General features: G+C 56.8%; 19 protein-coding genes. 5 read left to right on the forward strand and 14 right to left on the reverse strand.

The features are described 5' to 3' along the window. Window position 1: 1 nt before the first annotated feature. From U2949_RS08825 to U2949_RS08840, 4 genes are all read right to left on the reverse strand, one after another. Window positions 2-856 (reverse strand): arylamine N-acetyltransferase family protein, encoded by an 855-nt coding sequence (locus U2949_RS08825; RefSeq protein ID WP_321287222.1) that lies wholly within the window; start codon window positions 854-856, stop codon window positions 2-4. A 155-nt stretch (window positions 857-1011) separates the two neighbouring features. Beyond that, a complete protein-coding gene (gene trxA, locus U2949_RS08830; protein WP_321287224.1) occupies window positions 1012-1332 on the reverse strand; it encodes a thioredoxin in 321 nt (106 codons plus the stop codon). A 120-nt stretch (window positions 1333-1452) separates the two neighbouring features. Beyond that, window positions 1453-2643 carry an MFS transporter gene (locus U2949_RS08835; protein ID WP_321287226.1) on the reverse strand — a complete coding sequence of 397 codons (1191 nt, stop codon included), beginning with the start codon at window positions 2641-2643 and terminating at the stop codon, window positions 1453-1455. 27 nt (window positions 2644-2670) lie between these two features. Next, window positions 2671-3162 carry a DUF2938 domain-containing protein gene (locus U2949_RS08840; RefSeq protein ID WP_321287229.1) on the reverse strand — a complete coding sequence of 164 codons (492 nt, stop codon included), beginning with the start codon at window positions 3160-3162 and terminating at the stop codon, window positions 2671-2673. Between the two features lie 80 nt (window positions 3163-3242). Here U2949_RS08840 and U2949_RS08845 point away from each other — a divergent pair, with 80 nt between their 5' ends. Continuing rightward, window positions 3243-3716 (forward strand): helix-turn-helix domain-containing protein, encoded by a 474-nt coding sequence (locus tag U2949_RS08845; protein WP_026483554.1) that lies wholly within the window; start codon window positions 3243-3245, stop codon window positions 3714-3716. 267 nt (window positions 3717-3983) lie between these two features. Continuing rightward, window positions 3984-5189, forward strand: a complete 1206-nt coding sequence (cml, locus tag U2949_RS08850) for a CmlA/FloR family chloramphenicol efflux MFS transporter (protein WP_321287232.1) — start codon at window positions 3984-3986, stop codon at window positions 5187-5189. A gap of 166 nt (window positions 5190-5355) precedes the next feature. Here the strand turns inward: cml and U2949_RS08855 are convergent, their stop codons facing one another. Genes U2949_RS08855 through U2949_RS08865 form a run of 3 tightly spaced genes read right to left on the reverse strand, consistent with a single transcriptional unit; the run spans window position 5356 to window position 7530 of the window. Next, on the reverse strand, window positions 5356-5844 hold the full coding sequence (locus tag U2949_RS08855) for a GNAT family N-acetyltransferase (RefSeq protein ID WP_321287234.1): 489 nt from the start codon (window positions 5842-5844) through the stop codon (window positions 5356-5358). A gap of 18 nt (window positions 5845-5862) precedes the next feature. Beyond that, the gene (locus U2949_RS08860) at window positions 5863-6894 is read right to left on the reverse strand and encodes an LLM class oxidoreductase (protein ID WP_321287236.1); all 1032 of its coding nucleotides are present in this window, start codon (window positions 6892-6894) and stop codon (window positions 5863-5865) included. Window positions 6895-6906: 12 nt separating this feature from the next. Next, on the reverse strand, window positions 6907-7530 hold the full coding sequence (locus U2949_RS08865) for a glutathione S-transferase family protein (protein WP_257722877.1): 624 nt from the start codon (window positions 7528-7530) through the stop codon (window positions 6907-6909). Window positions 7531-7675: 145 nt separating this feature from the next. On the opposite strand from U2949_RS08865, the gene gcvA reads away from it, so the two are divergent. Beyond that, the gene (gene gcvA, locus U2949_RS08870) at window positions 7676-8560 is read left to right on the forward strand and encodes a transcriptional regulator GcvA (RefSeq protein ID WP_257722876.1); all 885 of its coding nucleotides are present in this window, start codon (window positions 7676-7678) and stop codon (window positions 8558-8560) included. A gap of 170 nt (window positions 8561-8730) precedes the next feature. Here gcvA and U2949_RS08875 read toward each other — a convergent pair whose 3' ends face one another. Both U2949_RS08875 and U2949_RS08880 read right to left on the reverse strand, forming a co-directional pair. Then, on the reverse strand, window positions 8731-9948 hold the full coding sequence (locus tag U2949_RS08875) for a 2Fe-2S iron-sulfur cluster-binding protein (protein ID WP_257722875.1): 1218 nt from the start codon (window positions 9946-9948) through the stop codon (window positions 8731-8733). Between the two features lie 5 nt (window positions 9949-9953). Continuing rightward, window positions 9954-10997 carry an aromatic ring-hydroxylating dioxygenase subunit alpha gene (locus U2949_RS08880; protein ID WP_321287240.1) on the reverse strand — a complete coding sequence of 348 codons (1044 nt, stop codon included), beginning with the start codon at window positions 10995-10997 and terminating at the stop codon, window positions 9954-9956. A 156-nt stretch (window positions 10998-11153) separates the two neighbouring features. Here U2949_RS08880 and U2949_RS08885 point away from each other — a divergent pair, with 156 nt between their 5' ends. Then, a complete protein-coding gene (locus tag U2949_RS08885) occupies window positions 11154-12104 on the forward strand; it encodes a LysR substrate-binding domain-containing protein (protein ID WP_321287242.1) in 951 nt (316 codons plus the stop codon). A 339-nt stretch (window positions 12105-12443) separates the two neighbouring features. Here the strand turns inward: U2949_RS08885 and U2949_RS08890 are convergent, their stop codons facing one another. After that, window positions 12444-13637, reverse strand: a complete 1194-nt coding sequence (locus U2949_RS08890) for an amino acid aminotransferase (protein WP_115634602.1) — start codon at window positions 13635-13637, stop codon at window positions 12444-12446. A gap of 475 nt (window positions 13638-14112) precedes the next feature. Between U2949_RS08890 and U2949_RS08895 the strand changes: the two genes are divergently transcribed. After that, on the forward strand, window positions 14113-14862 hold the full coding sequence (locus U2949_RS08895; RefSeq protein ID WP_026483544.1) for a tyrosine-protein phosphatase: 750 nt from the start codon (window positions 14113-14115) through the stop codon (window positions 14860-14862). Here the strand turns inward: U2949_RS08895 and U2949_RS08900 are convergent. From U2949_RS08900 to U2949_RS08915, 4 genes are all read right to left on the reverse strand, one after another. Continuing rightward, on the reverse strand, window positions 14859-15959 hold the full coding sequence (locus tag U2949_RS08900; RefSeq protein WP_026483543.1) for an MBL fold metallo-hydrolase: 1101 nt from the start codon (window positions 15957-15959) through the stop codon (window positions 14859-14861). The two genes, U2949_RS08895 and U2949_RS08900, sit on opposite strands and share 4 nt — an antisense overlap. Before the next feature lie 347 nt (window positions 15960-16306). After that, window positions 16307-17413: a hypothetical protein gene (locus U2949_RS08905; RefSeq protein WP_035274771.1), complete on the reverse strand. Its 1107-nt coding sequence runs from the start codon at window positions 17411-17413 to the stop codon at window positions 16307-16309. Window positions 17414-17439: 26 nt separating this feature from the next. After that, window positions 17440-18462, reverse strand: a complete 1023-nt coding sequence (locus U2949_RS08910; protein ID WP_257722873.1) for a Nif3-like dinuclear metal center hexameric protein — start codon at window positions 18460-18462, stop codon at window positions 17440-17442. Window positions 18463-18710: 248 nt separating this feature from the next. Next, window positions 18711-19061 (reverse strand): hypothetical protein, encoded by a 351-nt coding sequence (locus tag U2949_RS08915; RefSeq protein ID WP_035269656.1) that lies wholly within the window; start codon window positions 19059-19061, stop codon window positions 18711-18713. Window positions 19062-19071: the final 10 nt, after the last annotated feature.

Here is a 19071-nt window from a genome sequence, read left to right on the forward strand (position 1 = left end):
ATCACCCTCCGGTCAGCTCGAAAGCGGCATCCTGGGACTGACTCACACACAAGAACAGCTCCTGGGCTTCTTCGCGGCTTAATGTCAGGCCCAAGCGAGTCTGCAGGCATTCAGCCCAGGCGGCCGCGTCCTTGTATTGATGCCGTTGCGACAGGCCCGCATTGTTCCGCTGCGTATACGTGTCATTGACCATTAGCTCGCGTATACCGGGCTGGGTGCGGCTGATCAGCAGGCTGTTCAAGAACACCGACTGCGGATAGGTCGAGGTGTACCAATTACCGATTTCAAAATCGATCTGCGAAGCCGGAGCCAAGCCGTACTGATACACCGTCTGCCAGCCGCTACGGGTTTGGAACTGCAAGCTCAGCACTTCTCCGGCCCGCGTAATCCGATATATGCCGTGTGGCGTTGTTTGCGGCGTATCCAGCACAAACTCCAAAGGTGCCGTTTGCGTGGTGGAGCCAAAAGCCACATCCGCAAACCAGCTACGGCCTTCAATCTCGACTCGCAGCAACATATGCGTCAGGCCGGTTTCCACCTCGGCGGGGACTTGCCAGCGCACACGGGCAATCAAGGGCGTAACGTTAAAACCCATCTGCTGCAAAACCGCCAGAAACAGCGTGTTGTGCTCAAAGCAATAACCGCCTCGTTGACGCTGAATCAGCTTGTCCACAATGGCCTCCAGATCCAGAGGCACACTGTCTCCCCGGTAAGGCGCAATGTTCTCAAACGGGATCGCTTGCGGGTGCAGCACATGCAGCTGTTGCAACACTTCCAGGCTCGGTTCCACCGGCCCCTGATAGCCGATACGGGCAAAGTAAGAATCAAGAAAAGCCGCTGTAGAAATGGCAGTCATCTGACACCTCAAAAAAACGCGATTATGAAAAACGGCAGTCTGCTCCACCTGTTTATACAGGTAAAACGACCGCCCAAAGCTGTCTTGCACCCGGCGAGCCAGGTCTGCCACCCTACCGACACCCCATTGCCAGCAAAGCGACAGACCCTAGTGGCTCAAGCGCTATGCTGACTGACGAAGTTCAGCAAATTCTGTTTGGGAACCGCCCCCACCAGACGGTCAATAACCATGCCATTCTTGAACAACAACACGGTCGGAATGCTCTGGACACCATAGCGCAGGGCCAGATCAGGCGACTTGTCCAGGTCCACCTCGCCAAACTGGGCGCGGCCCTGCATATCGTCAGCCAAAGCATTGAAAATGGGTGCCATCACCCGGCACGGCCCACACCACTGCGCCCAGAAACGCACGGCATACAAATGGGAGGCCTGGCCCAGCTCAGCATCAAAATTGTCGTTATCAAGTGTCTTGAGCATGAATGAAGACTCCATAAGGTAAGGGCGAGACGCCCGTGCCAGATCGCCATGGTGTCGCGGCGATCGAAGGCAATAATCAGGCAAGCAAACAAGGTCCCGGCAGAGGGCCGGGCCAATCTTCTACCTGGAATGAGCCGCCGTACGGCTTAAACGTGCATCCAGCCCCGCCAACAGCAAGGAAACCACCGCGATGATGACACCCACCCAGGCAACCGAGGCCACGCCATAGCCCAGACTGATCGGAATACCGGCCAGCAAAGGAGCCAAGGTCAAACCAGCCTGAAAAGCGGAGGCGTTGGTAGCCCCTGCCAGCATGGGTGCATCCGGTGCCAGCACATACACGCGCCCCCACACTGCCGGGTTCAACAGAAAACCTGCCAGGCCCAGCATGAACACCATGGCAACCGTTGCCCACACCGACGCAGCAAACAAGGCGATGATGGCCGAGCTGATAATCAGGCCAATAATCCCCGCGACCAAGGTTCCACGCGGCTGAGCATCAGCGGTACGGCCACCTATCGTCAAACCGATGAAGGCACCGACACCGAACAGGATCAGGACCGCCGGCAGCCATTCCGCACTCAAGCCACTGACTTCCATCAGCAAGGCGGCGATATAGCCGAAGGTGCCCATGTACGCGGCCGTGGTGAACATGGTGGTGGCATAGGCCACCCACAGGACGGGACGCTTCATGGCACACAATTCAGTGACCAGATCTGGCTCTTTTGCATCACGGGCAGTATGCTTGGGCAAGGCCAGCAGGACGGCGACTGCAGAAATCACGGTGACGGCAATCACCGCCCAGAAACCGCCTCGCCAGCCTGTCGCCTCACTGATGTACGTACCCGCCGGGCCACCCAGCACCATAGCCACCGTCAAACCGCTGACCACAATGGACAGGGCTTTGGCGCGGCGATCCGGTGGTGACAACTGCACAGCCGTGGCCGCTGCCACGGACCAGAAACAGGCATAGGCCAGACCCATGCCAAAGCGCGCCAGCAAAATGGCCCAGTAGCCCTGTGCCAGCAAACTGACCACCGTAGCCGCAATGAAAGCCAGCTGACTGATGAACAAGGCACTGCGGCTAGGCCAGCACAAGGCCAGGATCGCAAAAGGCGGGCCACCAATCAGCGCCCCCACCGCAAAGGCTGAAATCAAGGTGCCTGCGGTAGGCAAGGAAATGCGCAGATCCTCCGCAATCATGGGCAGGATGCCGCCCATCAGAAACTCGGCACTGCCCATGGCAAACAGGCTCAGGGCAAGCAGATAGACGGCAGACGGGATGGTTCCAGTGGTTTTCAGGCTACTCATGACAGATGTCCAACAAATTACAGCGCCTTAGGCCACTTGCTGGATCAGCAAGGCCGCAAGGTACATCCCCAAACCAAAAACCGCGTGTGTCAGCACGCTGCGCAACCGGTTGATCCAAGGCGTAGGGGTACGCGATGCAGCCACTCCGGCCCCCATGGCGGGCTGCATGACAAAAAAGGGCATCACGACCGTCACCGTGCCCACCATGACGGCGGGCAGCCAGCGGGGATCTTGCAGCCATGCGGTGCCATAGACCGCGACCAGCAAAAAGGCGAAAACAATGCCCACGGCATAGTGAATGAACCAGCCCAGGGCAGACTCCCCCGCAATCGGTTCAGCCTTGCCGATATTGCTGTGCGCGATCTGACCACGCAGCAAATGTCCAGCCCAGCGGCCTACCATGGCGTAGTTCAGCGTGGCAACGCCCATCGCCCTTTGAATCAGGCCCCAGATATCCATGAAGATGGTGGCTCCGACCCCGATCAGAATCACCTGCACCCACTCATTGATCGATAACATTGGCAATCCTTTCCGTTGATAAGCACATCGTTTTGAGTGATCATAGAAGTTGAAGTCAACTTCAAGTCAATAGGTGCAAGATGGATATTTCAGCAGTCGCCAAACAGACCGGCTTACCCTCCTCCACCGTGCGCTATTACGAGAAGGAAGGCCTGATCAGCGCGATCAGCGCTCCCGGGGAACGGCGTCGTTTTACGCCACAAGTGCTGGATCAACTGGCCTTGATTGCCCTGGGGCAGGCGGGCGGTTTGTCGCTGGAAGAAATACGGGCCATGCTGCCTCCCGATGGGGCTCCGCAGGTAGACAGGCAATTGCTGCTGTCCAAGGCCGATCAACTGGATGCCACTATCAAGCGCCTGAAAGCCATGAGCGAAGGCTTGCGCCACGCTGCCCACTGCCCCGCCGCCAACCATACGCAATGCCCGACATTCCAGCGCTTGCTGAAAGCTGCCGCCGTCCGGGTGAAGAAGAACAAGACCGGCAACTCCAGCGAGGCGGTGTCGCGTCTTGCCAAAACTTTGCAGGGCAAAAAACCAACAGCCATCACGGACTGAAGCTTCAAGGCCGTAAAAGCCTCCCCCTATAATGGTCAGATATCGCGCCCCATCCCTTTGGACTGGACCAAACACAGCCATAACGTTTCCCCCGCGACACACCTTCAAGTTATTTATGTGAGGAGCCGTCTGCATGACGAGCACTGAGTCAGCAACTGAGTAAGCCGCAACAAGCTCTGGTCTTGTTGCGGCGTTCTGTACTTCCAATCCCGCTGATTGATAACAAACAGACGCCGCCCGATCTCTTTTTCGAGTGGTAATTTTGTTATGTCTTCCTCACGCTCTTCCTGGGCTTATACGCTGCCAGCCGCCCTGCTGCTGATGGCGCCCTTCGACATCCTCGCTTCCCTGGGGATGGATATTTACCTGCCCGTCGTCCCGGCCATGCCGGAGCTTCTGGGCACGACTCCAGCCGTCATCCAGCTGACCCTTAGCCTGTACATGCTGCTATTAGGTGCAGGGCAACTGCTCTTTGGCCCCCTGTCAGACCGGATAGGCCGACGACCTGTTTTGCTGACAGGCGCCGCCCTGTTCGTGCTGGCTTCAACCGCCGCTGCCTTGTCCAGTTCCGCCTGGGCTTTTGTCGGTTTTCGGGTGTTGCAAGCCCTGGGGGCCTCGGCCACCCTCGTGGCCTTGTTTGCCACGGTGCGCGATGTGTATGCCGATCGCCCCGAGGGCGTGGTGATCTACAGCCTGTTCAGCTCCATCCTGGCTTTCGTACCCGCCTTGGGGCCGATTGCAGGTGCTCTGATTGCCCGTGCGGGCGGCTGGCAAGCCATCTTCCTGAGCTTGGCCGGAATGGGGCTGCTGGCCTGGATCCATGCGCTGTTGCGTTGGCAGGAAACCCGGCCTGCCAAGCCAATACATTCACAACAGTCCGCACTGGCCGTCTTCAAAAGCCCGGCGTTCTGGGTCTATACCCTGGGCTTCTCCACCGGAATGGGGACATTTTTTGTCTACTTCTCGACCGCGCCACGAGTCCTGATCGGACAAGCAGCTTATTCAGAAATGAGCTTCAGCCTGGCCTTTGCCAGCGTTGCCCTGGTGATGATTGCCACCACCCGCCTGTCCAAAAGCTTTGTGGCTCGTTGGGGCACCGCCGGAAGCCTGAAACGCGGCATGGGGCTGATTGCCCTTGCCGCCCTGTTGCTGGCAACAGGACAGCGCTTGCTGGAGCCCTCCTTTGCCAGCTTTATCCTGCCCATGTGGCTGGCCGCCATTGGCATTGTGATGACCGTATCCGTCACCGCCAATGGCGCCTTGGCCCAGTTCAACGACGTGGCCGGTTCCGCCGTGGCAATCTACTTCTGCGTGGAAAGCCTGATCGTTAGCGTGATCGGCACCTTGGCAGTGACCTTGCTGGATGGGGACACTGCGTGGCCGCTGGTGGTGTTTGGGCTGGGGATGAGCAGTGTGGTGTTGCTTGCTTTGATGTTGCTGGAGGCAAGGACCAAACGCGAGGTTTGTAGATAAAAAGGGAAGGCTTTCGGTACGCCTTCCCTCCATTTGGATCACCCGTCGTCACTGCTCATGAGTAATTTCAGGAGCGAGCAACGACGGACAACAATGCAATCAAGCGTACCCATGTCCGTAATCCCAGTCCCAAGAACACATAAGGACTGGGATTACGGACATTAAGTCAGCAAGCCGTCCCCAAACTCAAGTCATACGTCACCCACGCTGTTGCCTGAGCCAGACCATCGTATAGCCTTCGCGCCTGCGCATTGTCCTGCGCCGTAATCCAGCGCAGGAACGGCCAGCCTTGCTCCTTACCTGCCTGGGCGACTGCCTCAATCAAACGGCGGCCCAGCCCGCCGCCTCGCTGTTCCGGCAACACAAACAAGTCATCCAGAAAACCAGCCTCCTTGCCCAGCAAGGGCTCCGGGAAAGGACGGTAATGCGCCAGGCCCAACAGCGCACCCTTCGCCGTAGCTACCACCTTGCCCTGCAAAGGATGCTGCGCATCGAGCAGCCAGCCCCAGGTACGAGCCAGGATCTCTTCATTCATGGGCTCTTTGTAAAACTCGGCGTATTGTCTGTACAGAGACTCCCAGGCGGCCCGGTCCTGTGGCTGCAGATCCCGGATCTGAATGCCATCGACTACTAGCTGTTCTGCACTGCTATTCATACTTGTATTCCACTGTTGCTACCATGCTGTTGCAAGAGCAGGCTGCTCCTGATGAGAGGCAAAATGCGGCAGTACATACTCAGCCAGCTCCTGGATAATTTCAGCCGCCGGTCGCTGCGCAAACTGAATACCCAAAGCGGCGTGATTCACACCCACTGCCTGCCATTCCTCCAACAAGGTGATCAGCCCCTTGCGCCCGGTACGCAGTGTAAAACCACCTTGCAAGGGTGTGCGTGGATAATCAGGATCATCCACCAAATCCAGCCACTCGTTGGTCATGTGTGGGCGAAAACCGCCATCTGGAATCCGGGCACGCCAGGCCTGAATTTTGGCAGCCAGCTTTTGCGGACCCAGCGGTGTATGTGTGGCTTCCGGATAGGTCAGCCAACCATCGGCATGTTCTGCGATCCATTCGGGCGACTGCCCCGAGGAGCCGGTGACAATCAAGGGGATCGAACCGTGCACGGGCTTGGGCAGCAGCTCTGCCGTATTGAAGCGGCCTAGCGGAGAGTCGATATTCAATTGCCCCCCTTGCATCAACTGACGGAAATAGCTGACAGCGTGTGCAAAACGCTCTGCCCGTTCGGCTCGCTCCACACCATAGGCGGGAAATTCTATAGGCCTATCCCCGGAAGCAATGCCCAGCACCAGCCGTCCGCCCGACAACTGATCAATGGTGAAGGCGGATTTGGCCAGATCGATCGGGTGACGCAGGGAGAAAATCGTGCTGCCCGTGGCCAAGGCCACCCGCTTGGTGCGAGCAGCCAGAAAAGCCAGGTAAGTAAAGGGATCGAACACCTGCCCCGCATCACCAAAGCTGGGGTCATACAACGGTACGTCTCGCACCCACACCGCCGCAAAATCCTGGTGATCTATCTCCTCTACCAACGCAGCCTGCCCGGCCAGCACACTCATATCGCCTTGATAAAAACGCAGAGGCAGAAAGATACCCACGGTCAGACGGCCAGGTGCAAACATGCGGCTATAACCAGGGTGAGTGGAAAAGGTAGGGAAAGATGCGCCTTGAATCAGGCTTGTTTCATTCGTCATGATGTTCTCCCCTCAAGCGCCGGTAGCGGGCTCAGGCAGTGTGATGCCTTTACGGACTGCAGGGCGCTGGGCCACGCGCTCATGCCAGGCACTCATGTGCGAGTAGTGGCTGAAATCAAAGTCGATAGTTCGCGCAATATGCGTCCAGCCAAAATGCGCAATATCGGCGATGGAATAGTCCTGTCCTGCCAGATAAGGATGGTCTGCCAAGCGTGTATCCAGCACGGTGAACAGATCATTCACCAGACGGCGGTAGCGCTCGATGGCGGCCGGGATTTTCTCCTGGGCGAACAACTCAAAATGCACGCGCTGACCCAGAATCGGCCCCACGCTGGAGGAATGAAATTGCAGCCATTTGATTGTTTCCCAGCGCTGAACAGATTCTTTTGAAAGCAATTGGCCGGTTTTCTCCGCCAGATATAACAAGATCGCGGCGGACTCGAACAGGACAACACCTGTTTCATCATCCTTCATCACCGGGATACGCCCATGCGGATTCAAGGCCAGGAACTCTGGCTGCCTATGCTCGTTCGCTTCGATACGCACGTGATGCAAGCGGTACGGTAACGCCATCTCCTCCAAGGCGATGGTCGCCTTAAAGCCGTTAGGCGAACTATCGGTATACAGATCAATCATGGTGTGGCTCCAGAACTGAAAGTTAGCTCTTCCTTGTTATATAGATAAGCTAAACTTTAAAAACGATTCAAAAGCCTATTTTCCCCAGCTATTTGACCAAAGAAAAACGATTAGATTTAATTGATAGATTTAGATAAACTAAACCATGAATCCTGTCTTTCCTTTACAAGCTCTGCGCGCCTTTACCGAAGTCGGACGCCACGGCAGCATCAAGCTGGCCGCCCAGGCGCTGGGCGTGACCTCGGGCGCAGTCAGCCAGCAAATCCGGCTACTGGAAGATCGTTTAGGCGTGACACTGTTTGTGCGCAGCCACCACAAAATGAGCCTGAGCGAAGCCGGTGAACAGGTCTACCCTGTCCTGCTGACGGCGTTCGACCAGATCGAACAGGCCATGCACACGCTGGAAGCCACCAAGCAAAGGAAGACACTGACGATCAGCACTGTGCCTTCCTTTGCCGCATCCTGGCTGATTCCCCGGCTGGCCGACTTCAAGCAACGCCATCCCGATATCGAAATCCGTGTGGAGGCGTCCCCCACGCTGGTGGACCTGCGTCGCGACAAAGTGGATATCGCCATTCGCCACGGCCTGGGCGTGTATCCCGGCTTGCGGGCCGAGCCCTTGATGGCCCCTGTCTTGCTGCCTGTAGCCAGCCCTGCGTTGCTGCAAGACAAGCCAACCATTCAGGAACCAGCAGATTGCCTGGAGTGGCCACTGCTACAAGATGCCGACCGGGCCGACTGGGCGCTTTGGCTGTCTGCCCACGGTGTGGAGGACGATGCGCGCGCCGATAGAGGCACGGCTTTTGAGGACGATTACCTGCTGATACGCGGCGCGATTGCGGGCCTGGGACTGGCTTTGATACCGCAAGAATATGCGCAGGATGAAATGGCCGCAGGCCGCTTGGTGCAAGTGCTGGACAAGCCCTGGCCAGCCCGCTTTGCCTACTATCTGGTGACCTTGCCCGATGCGGCACAAAAAGCAGAGGTCCGTGCCTTCAGTGATTGGATAAGCGAACAAGCCCAGCTATAGCAAGGTAGCCAGCCTATGTAGGACCGCCACTTCAACAGTCCTCATGTCCACACCCCCTGCTCCAGACATCGAAGATCCGCCTGACTTCCTGCAAGGAAGCATATGATTTTTTTGAAAAAAACCCCGTCCCAAAAGGACGGGGCAAACCTCAACAAGCAATTGAAAAACTCTTAAGGTAATTCCACGGCCACCGGTCCACGGGGACGGGAACAGCACAACAAGACTTTGCCCTCTGGCACAGGGTCCAGCGGCTCTTCAAAATAATCGACCTCGCCCGAGACCAGAGTGCACATGCAGGTATTGCACAGGCCCGCCCGGCAATTGAAGTCCGGGCTCAAGCCCGTTTCCTCAGCCAGATCCAGCAGGGAAGGACAGTCCTCATGCCATTGGGCCTGACGACCATCGGGCAGGAACGTCACGGTTTGCGTCGCATCCACGGCGGTCTCAGCACTGGTTTGCGCAGCAGCTTCAGTGATGGCGGGGAGCAACGCCTGCTCTGCGTTCACCCCTGCGGCGCTGGAGACCACGGCCGTTTGCCCCTCAGGCTGAACCGTGCTGGCGGCAGTATCGCCAGCCAGGGTATTTTCCAGCACCGTCGCCGGGCCAAAAAACTCGTAGTGAATGCGGTCACGCGCCACACCCAGACTGCGCAGCACACCATAATTGCTCTGCATGAAAGCACTGGGCCCACACAGGTAAAACTCGTAATCATCCAGTGGCAGCCAACGCTGCAACTGCTCACGTGTAATCAGTCCCGACACATGGTGCAAACCGACTTGCTCATCATGCTCAGTCGGGTTGCGATAACAGAAGTAAAGCTGCACACCTTCGCGTTGTGCCACCAGCTCACGCATCTCATCGGCAAAGGCATGCACCGCGCTGTTATCGCACGCATGAATCACATACACCTTACGCTGGCTGCGTTTAAGCAAGCGATGCAGCATGGAGAGCAAAGGGGTCTGGCCCACGCCACCGCTTAGCAACACCACAGGCCGCTGGCTGCTCTCGTCCAGCACGAACTCGCCCATAGGTCCGGCCGCACTCAACACCTCACCTGGCTGCACGTGTTGATGCAGCCAGGTGGAAGCCACACCATCGGCCACGTTTAACCCTGCCGGAGCCTTCTCGTGTTTGACGGAGATACGCAGACGATCCGTGCAGTCTGGGTCCCCCGACACGCTGTAATTACGCAGCACGGTTTGCCCGTCAATCTCCAGGCGGAACACCAGATACTGGCCCGGCTGATAAGGCGGCATAACACCATCCACTGGCTCCAGCACAAACGAAGTAATCACGTCGCTTTCGCGCAGTTTTTCCAGTACCCGATAGTCCCGGAAACGGCGGTTGGCCGCGGCTTCGGTGGGCACAGGTGATGCAGTCGTATTCATCGCACTCAAGCCGTTGTTGTCTCGCTGGCGACAGCTTGCTCGGCCTGGATCATCTGGCTGATCTTGCGACGGAAGCGCAAGGGACCTGAATCCAATGGCAAATCCAACGCGGCAGGACGCTCTTTCAGGGCTTTGTGCACTTCTTCCAGAACGACTTTGTCTTCCAGGAACGCGTGGCGTACATCTTCGTTGAAGATCTTGGAGATGGCCTCGTCATCCGGGCTGAAATTGCGCAGCTGGAACCAGAAGTAGCGGGTGTGTTCTTCGTCGATAGGCGTCAGGAAGTTATAGGAGTCCATCAGGAAAACGTCCTGGTGGTACTCGCTGGGCTCCTCAGTCGCCGCACCGGCGGGCAGGAAGATGGCCTTGATCACGGCCAGCGACGGGAAACGCACTTCGTATTGCTGCTTGCGGTCGCAATTGCCTTCAAATTTCACAAACTGCTTGTAAAACGGCGCAACTTCCACATTTTTTGACCAGCGCGAGACCGTCACGCCATTATTCTCAACCTTCACCGTCAAGGGCAGGCCGATGATGTCGGAGCTGCCAAACGAGCTTTGGTGTACCCAGGACACGTGCGATGGGTCCAGCAAATTGTCCGTGACGTACAGGTAATTGCAGTCCAGCTCCATGGCATCGCCACGGTTCACACCCCACTCAGGATTGTCCCACTCGGGAATGTCGATCAGTTTGGACGGATCAGCCAACTCAGGATCACCCATCCAGACCCAGACCAGGCCAAAACGCTCCGTACAGGGGTAGCTGCGCACCACCGCGCTTTTAGGGATTTGCGCCACACCGGGCGCCTTGGTACAGGAGCCGCTGCAATCAAAGGTCAGGCCGTGGTAGCCACACTCCACCTGGTCGCCAATCAAGCGGCCTTTGGACAAAGGCAGGCGACGGTGCGGACAGGAATCTTCCAAGGCCACGGGCTGGCCGTCTTCGCGGCGATACAGCACCAGGTTTTCGCTAAGCATACGCACGGGCTGCAAGCTGCGACCGAGCTGTGTAGCCAATGCGCCTACATACCAGGCATTGCGTACAAACATGATTTACCCCCAACTCTGAATACGGTGCATGATGGCTGAACGAGCCCATTCATGTTCTCTTATTTGTCATGATAGTCGCAATCAAATTCAGCCTACTATCCATATCGTTTAGAATTTCTAAAGTTAAATTACTTTTCTGGACGGGGTCTGACCATCATGGATACCTTGCCTCCCTTACGCGCATTGCAAGTCTTTGAGACACTGGGCCATAGCCAAAGCCTGCAAGAAGCCGCCCGTCGTCTGAAAATTACTCCCGGTGCCATCAGCCAGCAATTGCGTTTGCTGGAAGACACGTTGGGCTGTAGCCTGACCTACAAAGAAGGCAAACGCTTGCGACTGACAGCGGCGGGGGTCCGCTTTCATGAAATTTGTACCCAGGCGTTTGAGCTGTTGCGCGACGGCCAGCAAGAAATGGAGCGGTCGCGCAACACCAGCCTGCTGTCCATCAGCGCTTTGCCGTCCATGCTTAAAACCTGGATGGCCCCGCTGGCATTTCAATGGCAGGAACAGTACGACCCGGAGCTGACGCTGCATCTGAAAGGCAGCCATGCCGAGCCGGATCTGGAAACCGAGCAAATCGACTTTCGGATTACCTACGGTCAGGCCGCCGCCCGCCCCCGCAGCTTTACCGAGCTTTATACGGACCGTGTCGTGCCCGCCTGCAGCCCAACCCTGCTCCAAGGACAAGCCAGCTTGCGGCATCCCCGTGATCTATTGAGCTATCCCTTGCTGTCCTCGGACTGGCAGCCACGCTTTACCTCGCCTCCATCCTGGCGCGACTGGTTTGAGTCTTTGGAGATAGACATAGGCGACACACCCCTGGATCGCTTCCGTGTGTTCTCGCTGTCGCATATGGCGCTGGAGTCTGCGGTGGCCGGTCAGGGTTTTGTATTGGCGCAATGCTCGATGATAGAAAAGGAAGTGCGTAGCGGGCAGCTAATCCTGCCCTTCTCCCATTCCTTGCCTCTGCCCTGGCCCTATATGCTGACTCGACGAGCGGGTGCATTTGAGTCACCTCATAGCCAGGATTTCCATCGCTATTTATTGAATCGGGCGCGGCAGCAAGAGCAGATCAATCAGGAACTGCTGCTGCAAGCATTAGCCTGAGCAATGTCGCAGCACGACGAAACAAGGGTAGATTTCCGATAGATCTTGCTCGCCTGGCCGTGGCTAAGTACTAAACCATTGGGTGCTTCAGCTATATAAACGCAGGGTTATTGAATGGTTTAGCTCGACACTGTTCCGCTTTTCAGTTCAGGTTCAAGCCCCCAGCCAAGTGGCCAAAACAAGTCGAATGCATCAATCAGACAAGTACGTATAAGCGGCTTCCACCATTCGATCAACGCAGTTGCGGATGCATTTTCAGCATCAAAAAAAAAGCGTGTTTACCGCCCCCGAAGGGGCCATAAACACGCTCTTTAATCCTGCGGGAAAGACGTCAGTGTCTTAGGCCACAACAGCAGCCAGCGACTCCGCAAAGTAATCCACATTGGACTGATTCAGGCCTGGCACGCTGATGCGGCCCGACTCCAGAACGTACACGCCAAAATCGTCACGCAGTTTCTGGATCTGCTCTTTGGTCAGGCCGGTGTAGCAGAACATGCCTTGCTGCTTGACGAAGTAGCTGCTGTCGTACTGAGGAGCCAGCTCTTTCAAACGATCGTGCACACGCTTGCGCATGGCAGCAATACGCTGACGCATGGTTTCCACTTCTGCAGTCCACTCAGCCAGCAAGGACTCGTCGGACAAAATGGTGGCGATGGCCTGACCACCGTGCGAAGGCGGGTTGGAGTAGATGCGCCGCACCACAGCTTTGAGCTGACCCAGAACGCGGTCAGCTTCGTCCGCGCTCTGGCACACCACCGACAAGCCGCCGCAGCGCTCGGAGTAATAGGAGAAGTTCTTGGAGAAAGAGTTGGCCAGCAGGAAAGTCAGGCCTGCATCGACCATGGCGCGCACGGCGAAGGCATCTTCGTCCAGGCTACGACCAAACCCCTGATAAGCCATGTCCAGGAAAGGAATCAGCTTGCGCTGTTGCAGCACAGGGATCAGTTGCAGCCACTGCTCGTCGCTCAGATCCGCCCCGGTGGGGTTATGACAGCAGGGGTGCAGCAAGACAATGCTGTGCTCGGGCAGGACGGAAATGTCTTCCATCAGGCCGGTGAAATCCAGACCGCGCGTGGCTGGATCGTAGTAACGGTAGGTGTGGGTAGGAATGCCCGATCCACGGAAGATGGAGTGGTGGTTATCCCAGGCTGGATCGCTGATCCACATTTCGCTATTGGGGTAGGCTTCGTGCAGGAAGTCGCCACCCACTTTCAAGGCACCCGAACCGCCCAGTGTCTGAATGGTCGCAACGCGACCTTCTTGCAGCACTTTGCTGTCGGCACCAAAAACCAGTTTTTGCACGGCGCTGCGGTAGGAAGCCAAACCCTCAATAGGCAGATAGCCACGGGGCTGGCCCTTGGCCGCCCATTGTTCTTCAGCCCGACGAGCCACATCCAGCAAAGGCAGACGACCTTGGTCGTCGTAATACAAACCAATGGTCAGGTTGACCTTGCGATCGCGCGGATCGGCGTGAAATGCCTCGTTCAAACGGAAAATCGGATCGCCACCATAGGCCTGCAAATGCTCAAACATGCTTGTTCCTTGAAAAATTACGGTTGTGGGCCGCCCGGGCTGATCGCCGGTCTATTCAAATAACCATTGACCTTATACCTTGGGCCTACTTTAGCCAATATCTTGGGGATCTTTTTGCAGCACATGAGCACGCGAGCGATGCGTGAATGCGTCATCAGACTTGTCCCCCCTGAGCTCGGCACGGCACCTGTTCTTGTCTAGTCGGTGCAGGCTGCCAAACGCCAGTGTCACCATGAAGTCTGTCCACATTTCCAACAAACCGAAGCGTCAAGAACGTGAACACGGTGTACCAGCTTGTCTGCCTGGGCCTTGCCAGCAACGAATATACATGGCTTTCTGAGGATACAGAACCGTGCATTTGCATTCATTCGGCTTTTGCTCCGCCCGTACTCCCCACCTGTCACCGCATTGTCATATGCAGATCCCGTCCAAGACCGTTAACATGGGACTTTCACCGTTTCAACAGGAGTCCGCCGTGTCCGTATCGTCGCTGCCCAGTTCCCTATCCTGCCCTTTAGAAGGGGCCAGCAACTTCCGTGATATTGGCGGCTATGCCACAGACTCCGGCTCCTTTCGTAAAGGACGCGTCTACCGTTCGGACCATTTGGCGGATTTAAGCAGCCAGGACCTGGACACCCTGCAAGAGCTGGGTATTGCCTGCTCACTGGATTTCCGGGGTGCACATGAGCGCAAACGCTCTCCCTACCAGTACAGTTTTCTGACCAGTCATGCGCTGACCGTCGAACCCACCGTATTGCCTGATTTTCTGGACATGCTTGCCAAGGGCGAAGTGGACGTCAAAGCTGCCTACGGCACCATGAACAAGACCTACACGGAATTCGTGACTGGACATGCCGCAACGTTTGGACGGGTCTTTGACCAGTTGCTGGAAACCGATACCCCTGTCGTCATGCACTGCACGGCGGGGAAAGATCGCACCGGCTTTGCCGTCGCCCTACTGCACCGCGCCACCGGCGTACACCCTGATGATGTGATGCACGACTATCTGCTGACCAATCAGTTCTTCCGCCGCCCCAATCTGCCCGATAACCGTGGCATCAGCGAGGAAGTGCTGGATATTCTCTGGGGCGTCCAGCCCGAGTTTCTGGAAACCGCCTTCAAGACGATTGATGAAACGCATGGCAATCTGGAGAACTTCTTCCAGAACGCCTTGAAGCTCAGCCCCGCTCGACGCGAAGCCTTGCTGGAGCGCTACACCGCTTAAACCACGCCTACGGAGGTCGCTGGTAGTTCCCAGTGACCCTCCAGGCTCAGGGCCGGTCCCATCACATTACGCCAGGTCGGCAAATCATGCATTTGCGTGAACAAAGGCATGCAATAGCGTGGCTGCACCATGTCCACCAGCCAGCGTAAATCCGTCAAACGCGGATGCACATTCCAGCACAAGGTATGCGTGCCACGTGGTGCATGTGGGGCCACATAGCCGGTGTGAATCAACAAGCGCTCGCCAGACTGGGCATTGGGGTCCGCAGCCCGCGCCTGATGCTCGCGAATCAGCTCCCCCGCCTTGCCCTGACAGCCGTCCGGCTCACCGGCCAGCAGCAGGTGCGCTTGCGGATCAAACGTAGCCGCACGCGGCATCAACTCACGCAAGGATTGCTGCACGCCCGGCAACAACAAGTCACTGCTTTGGCTGATCATGCGAGTCAGGTTTTCGTAGCAAGACGCATCCATGCTCCAGTCCTCAAAGCCTTGCTGCTGGCGCCACAAGGCAATCTCTATCGCCCGACCTGAAGGCGGCACGGGTAACAAGGCGGGATGGGACTCCAGCAAGGACTCCAGAATGCTCCAGGCCACGTGATGAGACTGATCGTACAAACCGTAAGATGCATCCAGCAAAGCCAGATACGCAGGCGGTGGCAAATCGAAGGGGAACAACAGGGATTCGCAGGAAAAGTCCCCGCTATAGAACAGCCCACCACCCACATCCAGATGCAACCAGACACCCCCCAAAGCATGGCCGGACAAGCCGGTACGCACGGCAATATCGCCGATATAGGTCGTGCCACGGGTTGGCAGCTCACGCCAGATCCGCCCAGCAGGCAGGCTGCGCGCAGTAGAGGCCGTGGCATATATAGGTATGTGTTCAGGCAGCTTGGATAAGGAGCCAATATGATCCTGATGATCGTGCGTCACCAGAATGGCGTCTACCTCCAGCCCTTGATACCAGTCGCACACCTGTCCAGGATACAGAGGCCCGCCGGCATCCAGCAGCAATCGCAAGCCACATGCCTGCACTAGAATGGCGGCTGGCGCTTTGCCACCATAGCCGCTTAACACCGTCACCAGGGTCTGGTTCATGCTCCGTCCCCTACAAGGCATTCAGGCCAATACATCGCCAAGCCACACCCGGCATCCTGCTTTGCAGCACGGCACAACACCGGGCACAAAAGCAAAGCATCAATAAGCGCAATGGGCCGCAGCGCACGCTGCCGGACAGAAAAAGGCATCAACTTAAAGAACCAGAGTCACCGAGGTGCCCTGCCTTAAAAAGACTACGACAGGCTCAGGTTAAACAAGTGTTCTTTCAGCCCTGTTACAGTTTTATGGCAGTTCGATGGCAGTCACCACGCCTGGAGAAAACAGACAAAATAAAAAAAGAGCGCCAACATCAGCGCTCCTAAAGTGGGGGAACTACAAACAGGAACTCAGACAATCAAAGGCGTGAGAAACACAGCCAGTACCACTGCCGTCAACAAGCGCATGACAATGCCCAGAACGGCGGCCAGCATGACTTCTTTTTCATTCAGATCCGAGCATTCAGCCCAGACCACCGGAATCTGTCCAAAGACGGCCGACAGCGGCAATCCCGAAGAAGCCAGCACGAAGGAACCCACCACCAGAGATGGATCCAGTGTGGAAGCCATCGCCTGCAACTTGCCCATTGCCAAAGTGGGGCTGACCAGCATCGCCAGCACGCCGGTTTCAGGGTGAATATTCAGCGCAAGCAAACCGCGTTCAAGCACATCGCTGATAGGTGCCCAAATGCCGATATGCTCAAGCAGACCAATGACACAGAACACCAGGGCCACAGCCGGGATCAGGATCAGCAGCAACAATTCCACCCCTTCGCGGGCCGCCTTGAACAGCATGGGCGCAAAATCGATATTCGGCGTGAAACGGGGGGCTGCCAGCAGATCCACCGAGCGAACGTTGCGGTAAACCAGGCGCGACAGCAATAAGGGGGACAGCAACAAGGGGCCGAAGATCGCAATCAGCACCACGGCAAAGACATTCACCCCGGCAAAGGTCAAGGCCATCATCCCCAGCATGAACGTGGAGAACGACTGCTGAGACTGCACCATCGTGGCTACCGCAATCTTTTGCTCGTCCTTTGTTGCACCAGCCTGCCGCAACAACGGCCCCGAAATACGACCAGCCGCGTTGATATCACCAAAAATGTTGTACACGCTGGGAATAATGACGGCCGGGTTGATCCCGATAGCCCGCATCGCCGGCATAAAGACCCGCATCATGGCGTCAGTAAAACCCAAACGCTCCAGCAGGCGTCCAATGATGACGCTGATAATGACAGCCACCCCAACCTGCCCGGTCAAAAATACATCCACCACCACGGGCTTGACCTTGTTGAGCACCGTATCAAACGCGCCCGACAAGGTAGCGGGAAAGAAAAACAGCGTCAGCATGGCGAGCAGCAGCAAGCCCAGGCCTACCGCCTCGATACGCTCCATAGGCCGACGACCCGCAGGCGCTACATGCACTACTTTGTCTATTTCTATTGTTTTGTTATCCATGTCTCTCTCCGTTCAGGAAGCTGGACCTACTGGAAGCTCAACACGTTCTTGCCCATCAAATGAGCCGTCGAAAAATGCTGGGCATATTCACGCAGGCGGGCCCCACCCACCTGGTGCACAGGCGTAGACGTCACCCGATCACGGAACATGACCACCTCGACGCCATCGAGCAAGGCACTCAAGGCATAGGCCAAGGGCAGGCCATTCTCCAGGATCTCCAGCACGTGGCTATTGCCCACCAGGAAATTCAGGCCCAGTTCACGAGCACATTCGATAAGCGCATGACCGTCGTAGACCCGGCTGATAGAGGCCAGCACCGTGTCAACGCCCGGGTTCTCGGCCACCGCCTGACGCAGGTGATCGGGGCTGAATCCCGTATGCGGAAAAATGTGCAAAATACGCCCGACACGACTGTTGCGCTCCCCCAGTCGAATCGCACCACGCGTCAGGGTGCTGGTCTCCAGAATGTTTTCATTGCCCTTGATGCGGCGTTCGGCCTGCAAGACCTGATCCTCCAGATCCAGCCCCATGAAGCCGTCAAGCCGATCCAGCATGTCGCCCAAAATGCTCACCCCATCCAATGGTTCGCCCACGAACATCACATTGCCATGAATGCCTCCATAGGCAATATCGCTTTTAGCGACTTTGTGGCCATGCAGATACGCGATGCCCGGATGCAGACCATGAAACGCCTCATGACACTCCAGGGCAGCCACCCCATACAGGTCCAGGTAATCCTTCAGGGTCACGCCGCCGCAACTGGCGGCATCGGCAATCGGATGATGCGCAACAATGGCGTCCACCCCGGTTGCGCCCGCCAGCTCAATGCTCAATTCGGACATGGTCATGCACACCGCCACCTTGCGCACTTCCTTGTTAGGGTCCCCATGAATCAGCCCTGGGATTTCCAGTACTTCCTTGCCATAAATTCCAGAGGACTTCCAGATCACGAAGGGATGGTGGCCGCATTTGACCTCATCCATACAGGACACCATGCGTCCCCCCGTAATTACGTTCAATGCATCCAGCAAATCGGCTACATAGGCCATGATTTTGTCTCCAAATAAAAAGCCGGCCTCGGGCCCTGGGTAATCCCAGAGTCCGAGGCCGGCGGTATGCGAGCACTTCCTGTCGGCAACTTCCCCAAGTGGACCTGTCAGGGCCTGGGCTTGGCTCCAGAGCAAATTGCACATCCGGCAATCCACTTCGGACGGAAGGACAACAAGACTGTCTACCAGTCAGCTTCTTTTTATCGGTTCGGAATTCAGGGCAACGGTTCTCACCAATGCCACTGCATTCACACTCCTTTTTGCAACAACACCATGGTGGAAGACAATTGCGCCGCGGCGTCGTAGTCCTTGAATATGGCCACTACATCCAGGCCATATTCGTCCACCAAAACCTGCTTCATCTCCTTTTTGAAGGCCTTGATCAGATACAGATCCGCCAGATCAGCAATATGTGCATTTTCACGGCTCAGCGTCTGCAAGGCAGGCTGGCGTTTATGAACCGCCAACATGCTGATCCGATCCTCCAGCACATCAATCTTCAGCGTCACGACACCTGATGCAAAAATACTGCTGTTGATGCGGTTGTAGTCCCGGGTCAGTGCCTGCTTGAATTCGCCTAAAGAAGAAAAGCCTGCCATCCCCATTGCC

The sequence above is a fragment of the Alcaligenes phenolicus genome, assembly GCF_032063905.1.
GTDB classification, from domain to species: Bacteria; Pseudomonadota; Gammaproteobacteria; order Burkholderiales; family Burkholderiaceae_B; genus Alcaligenes; species Alcaligenes phenolicus.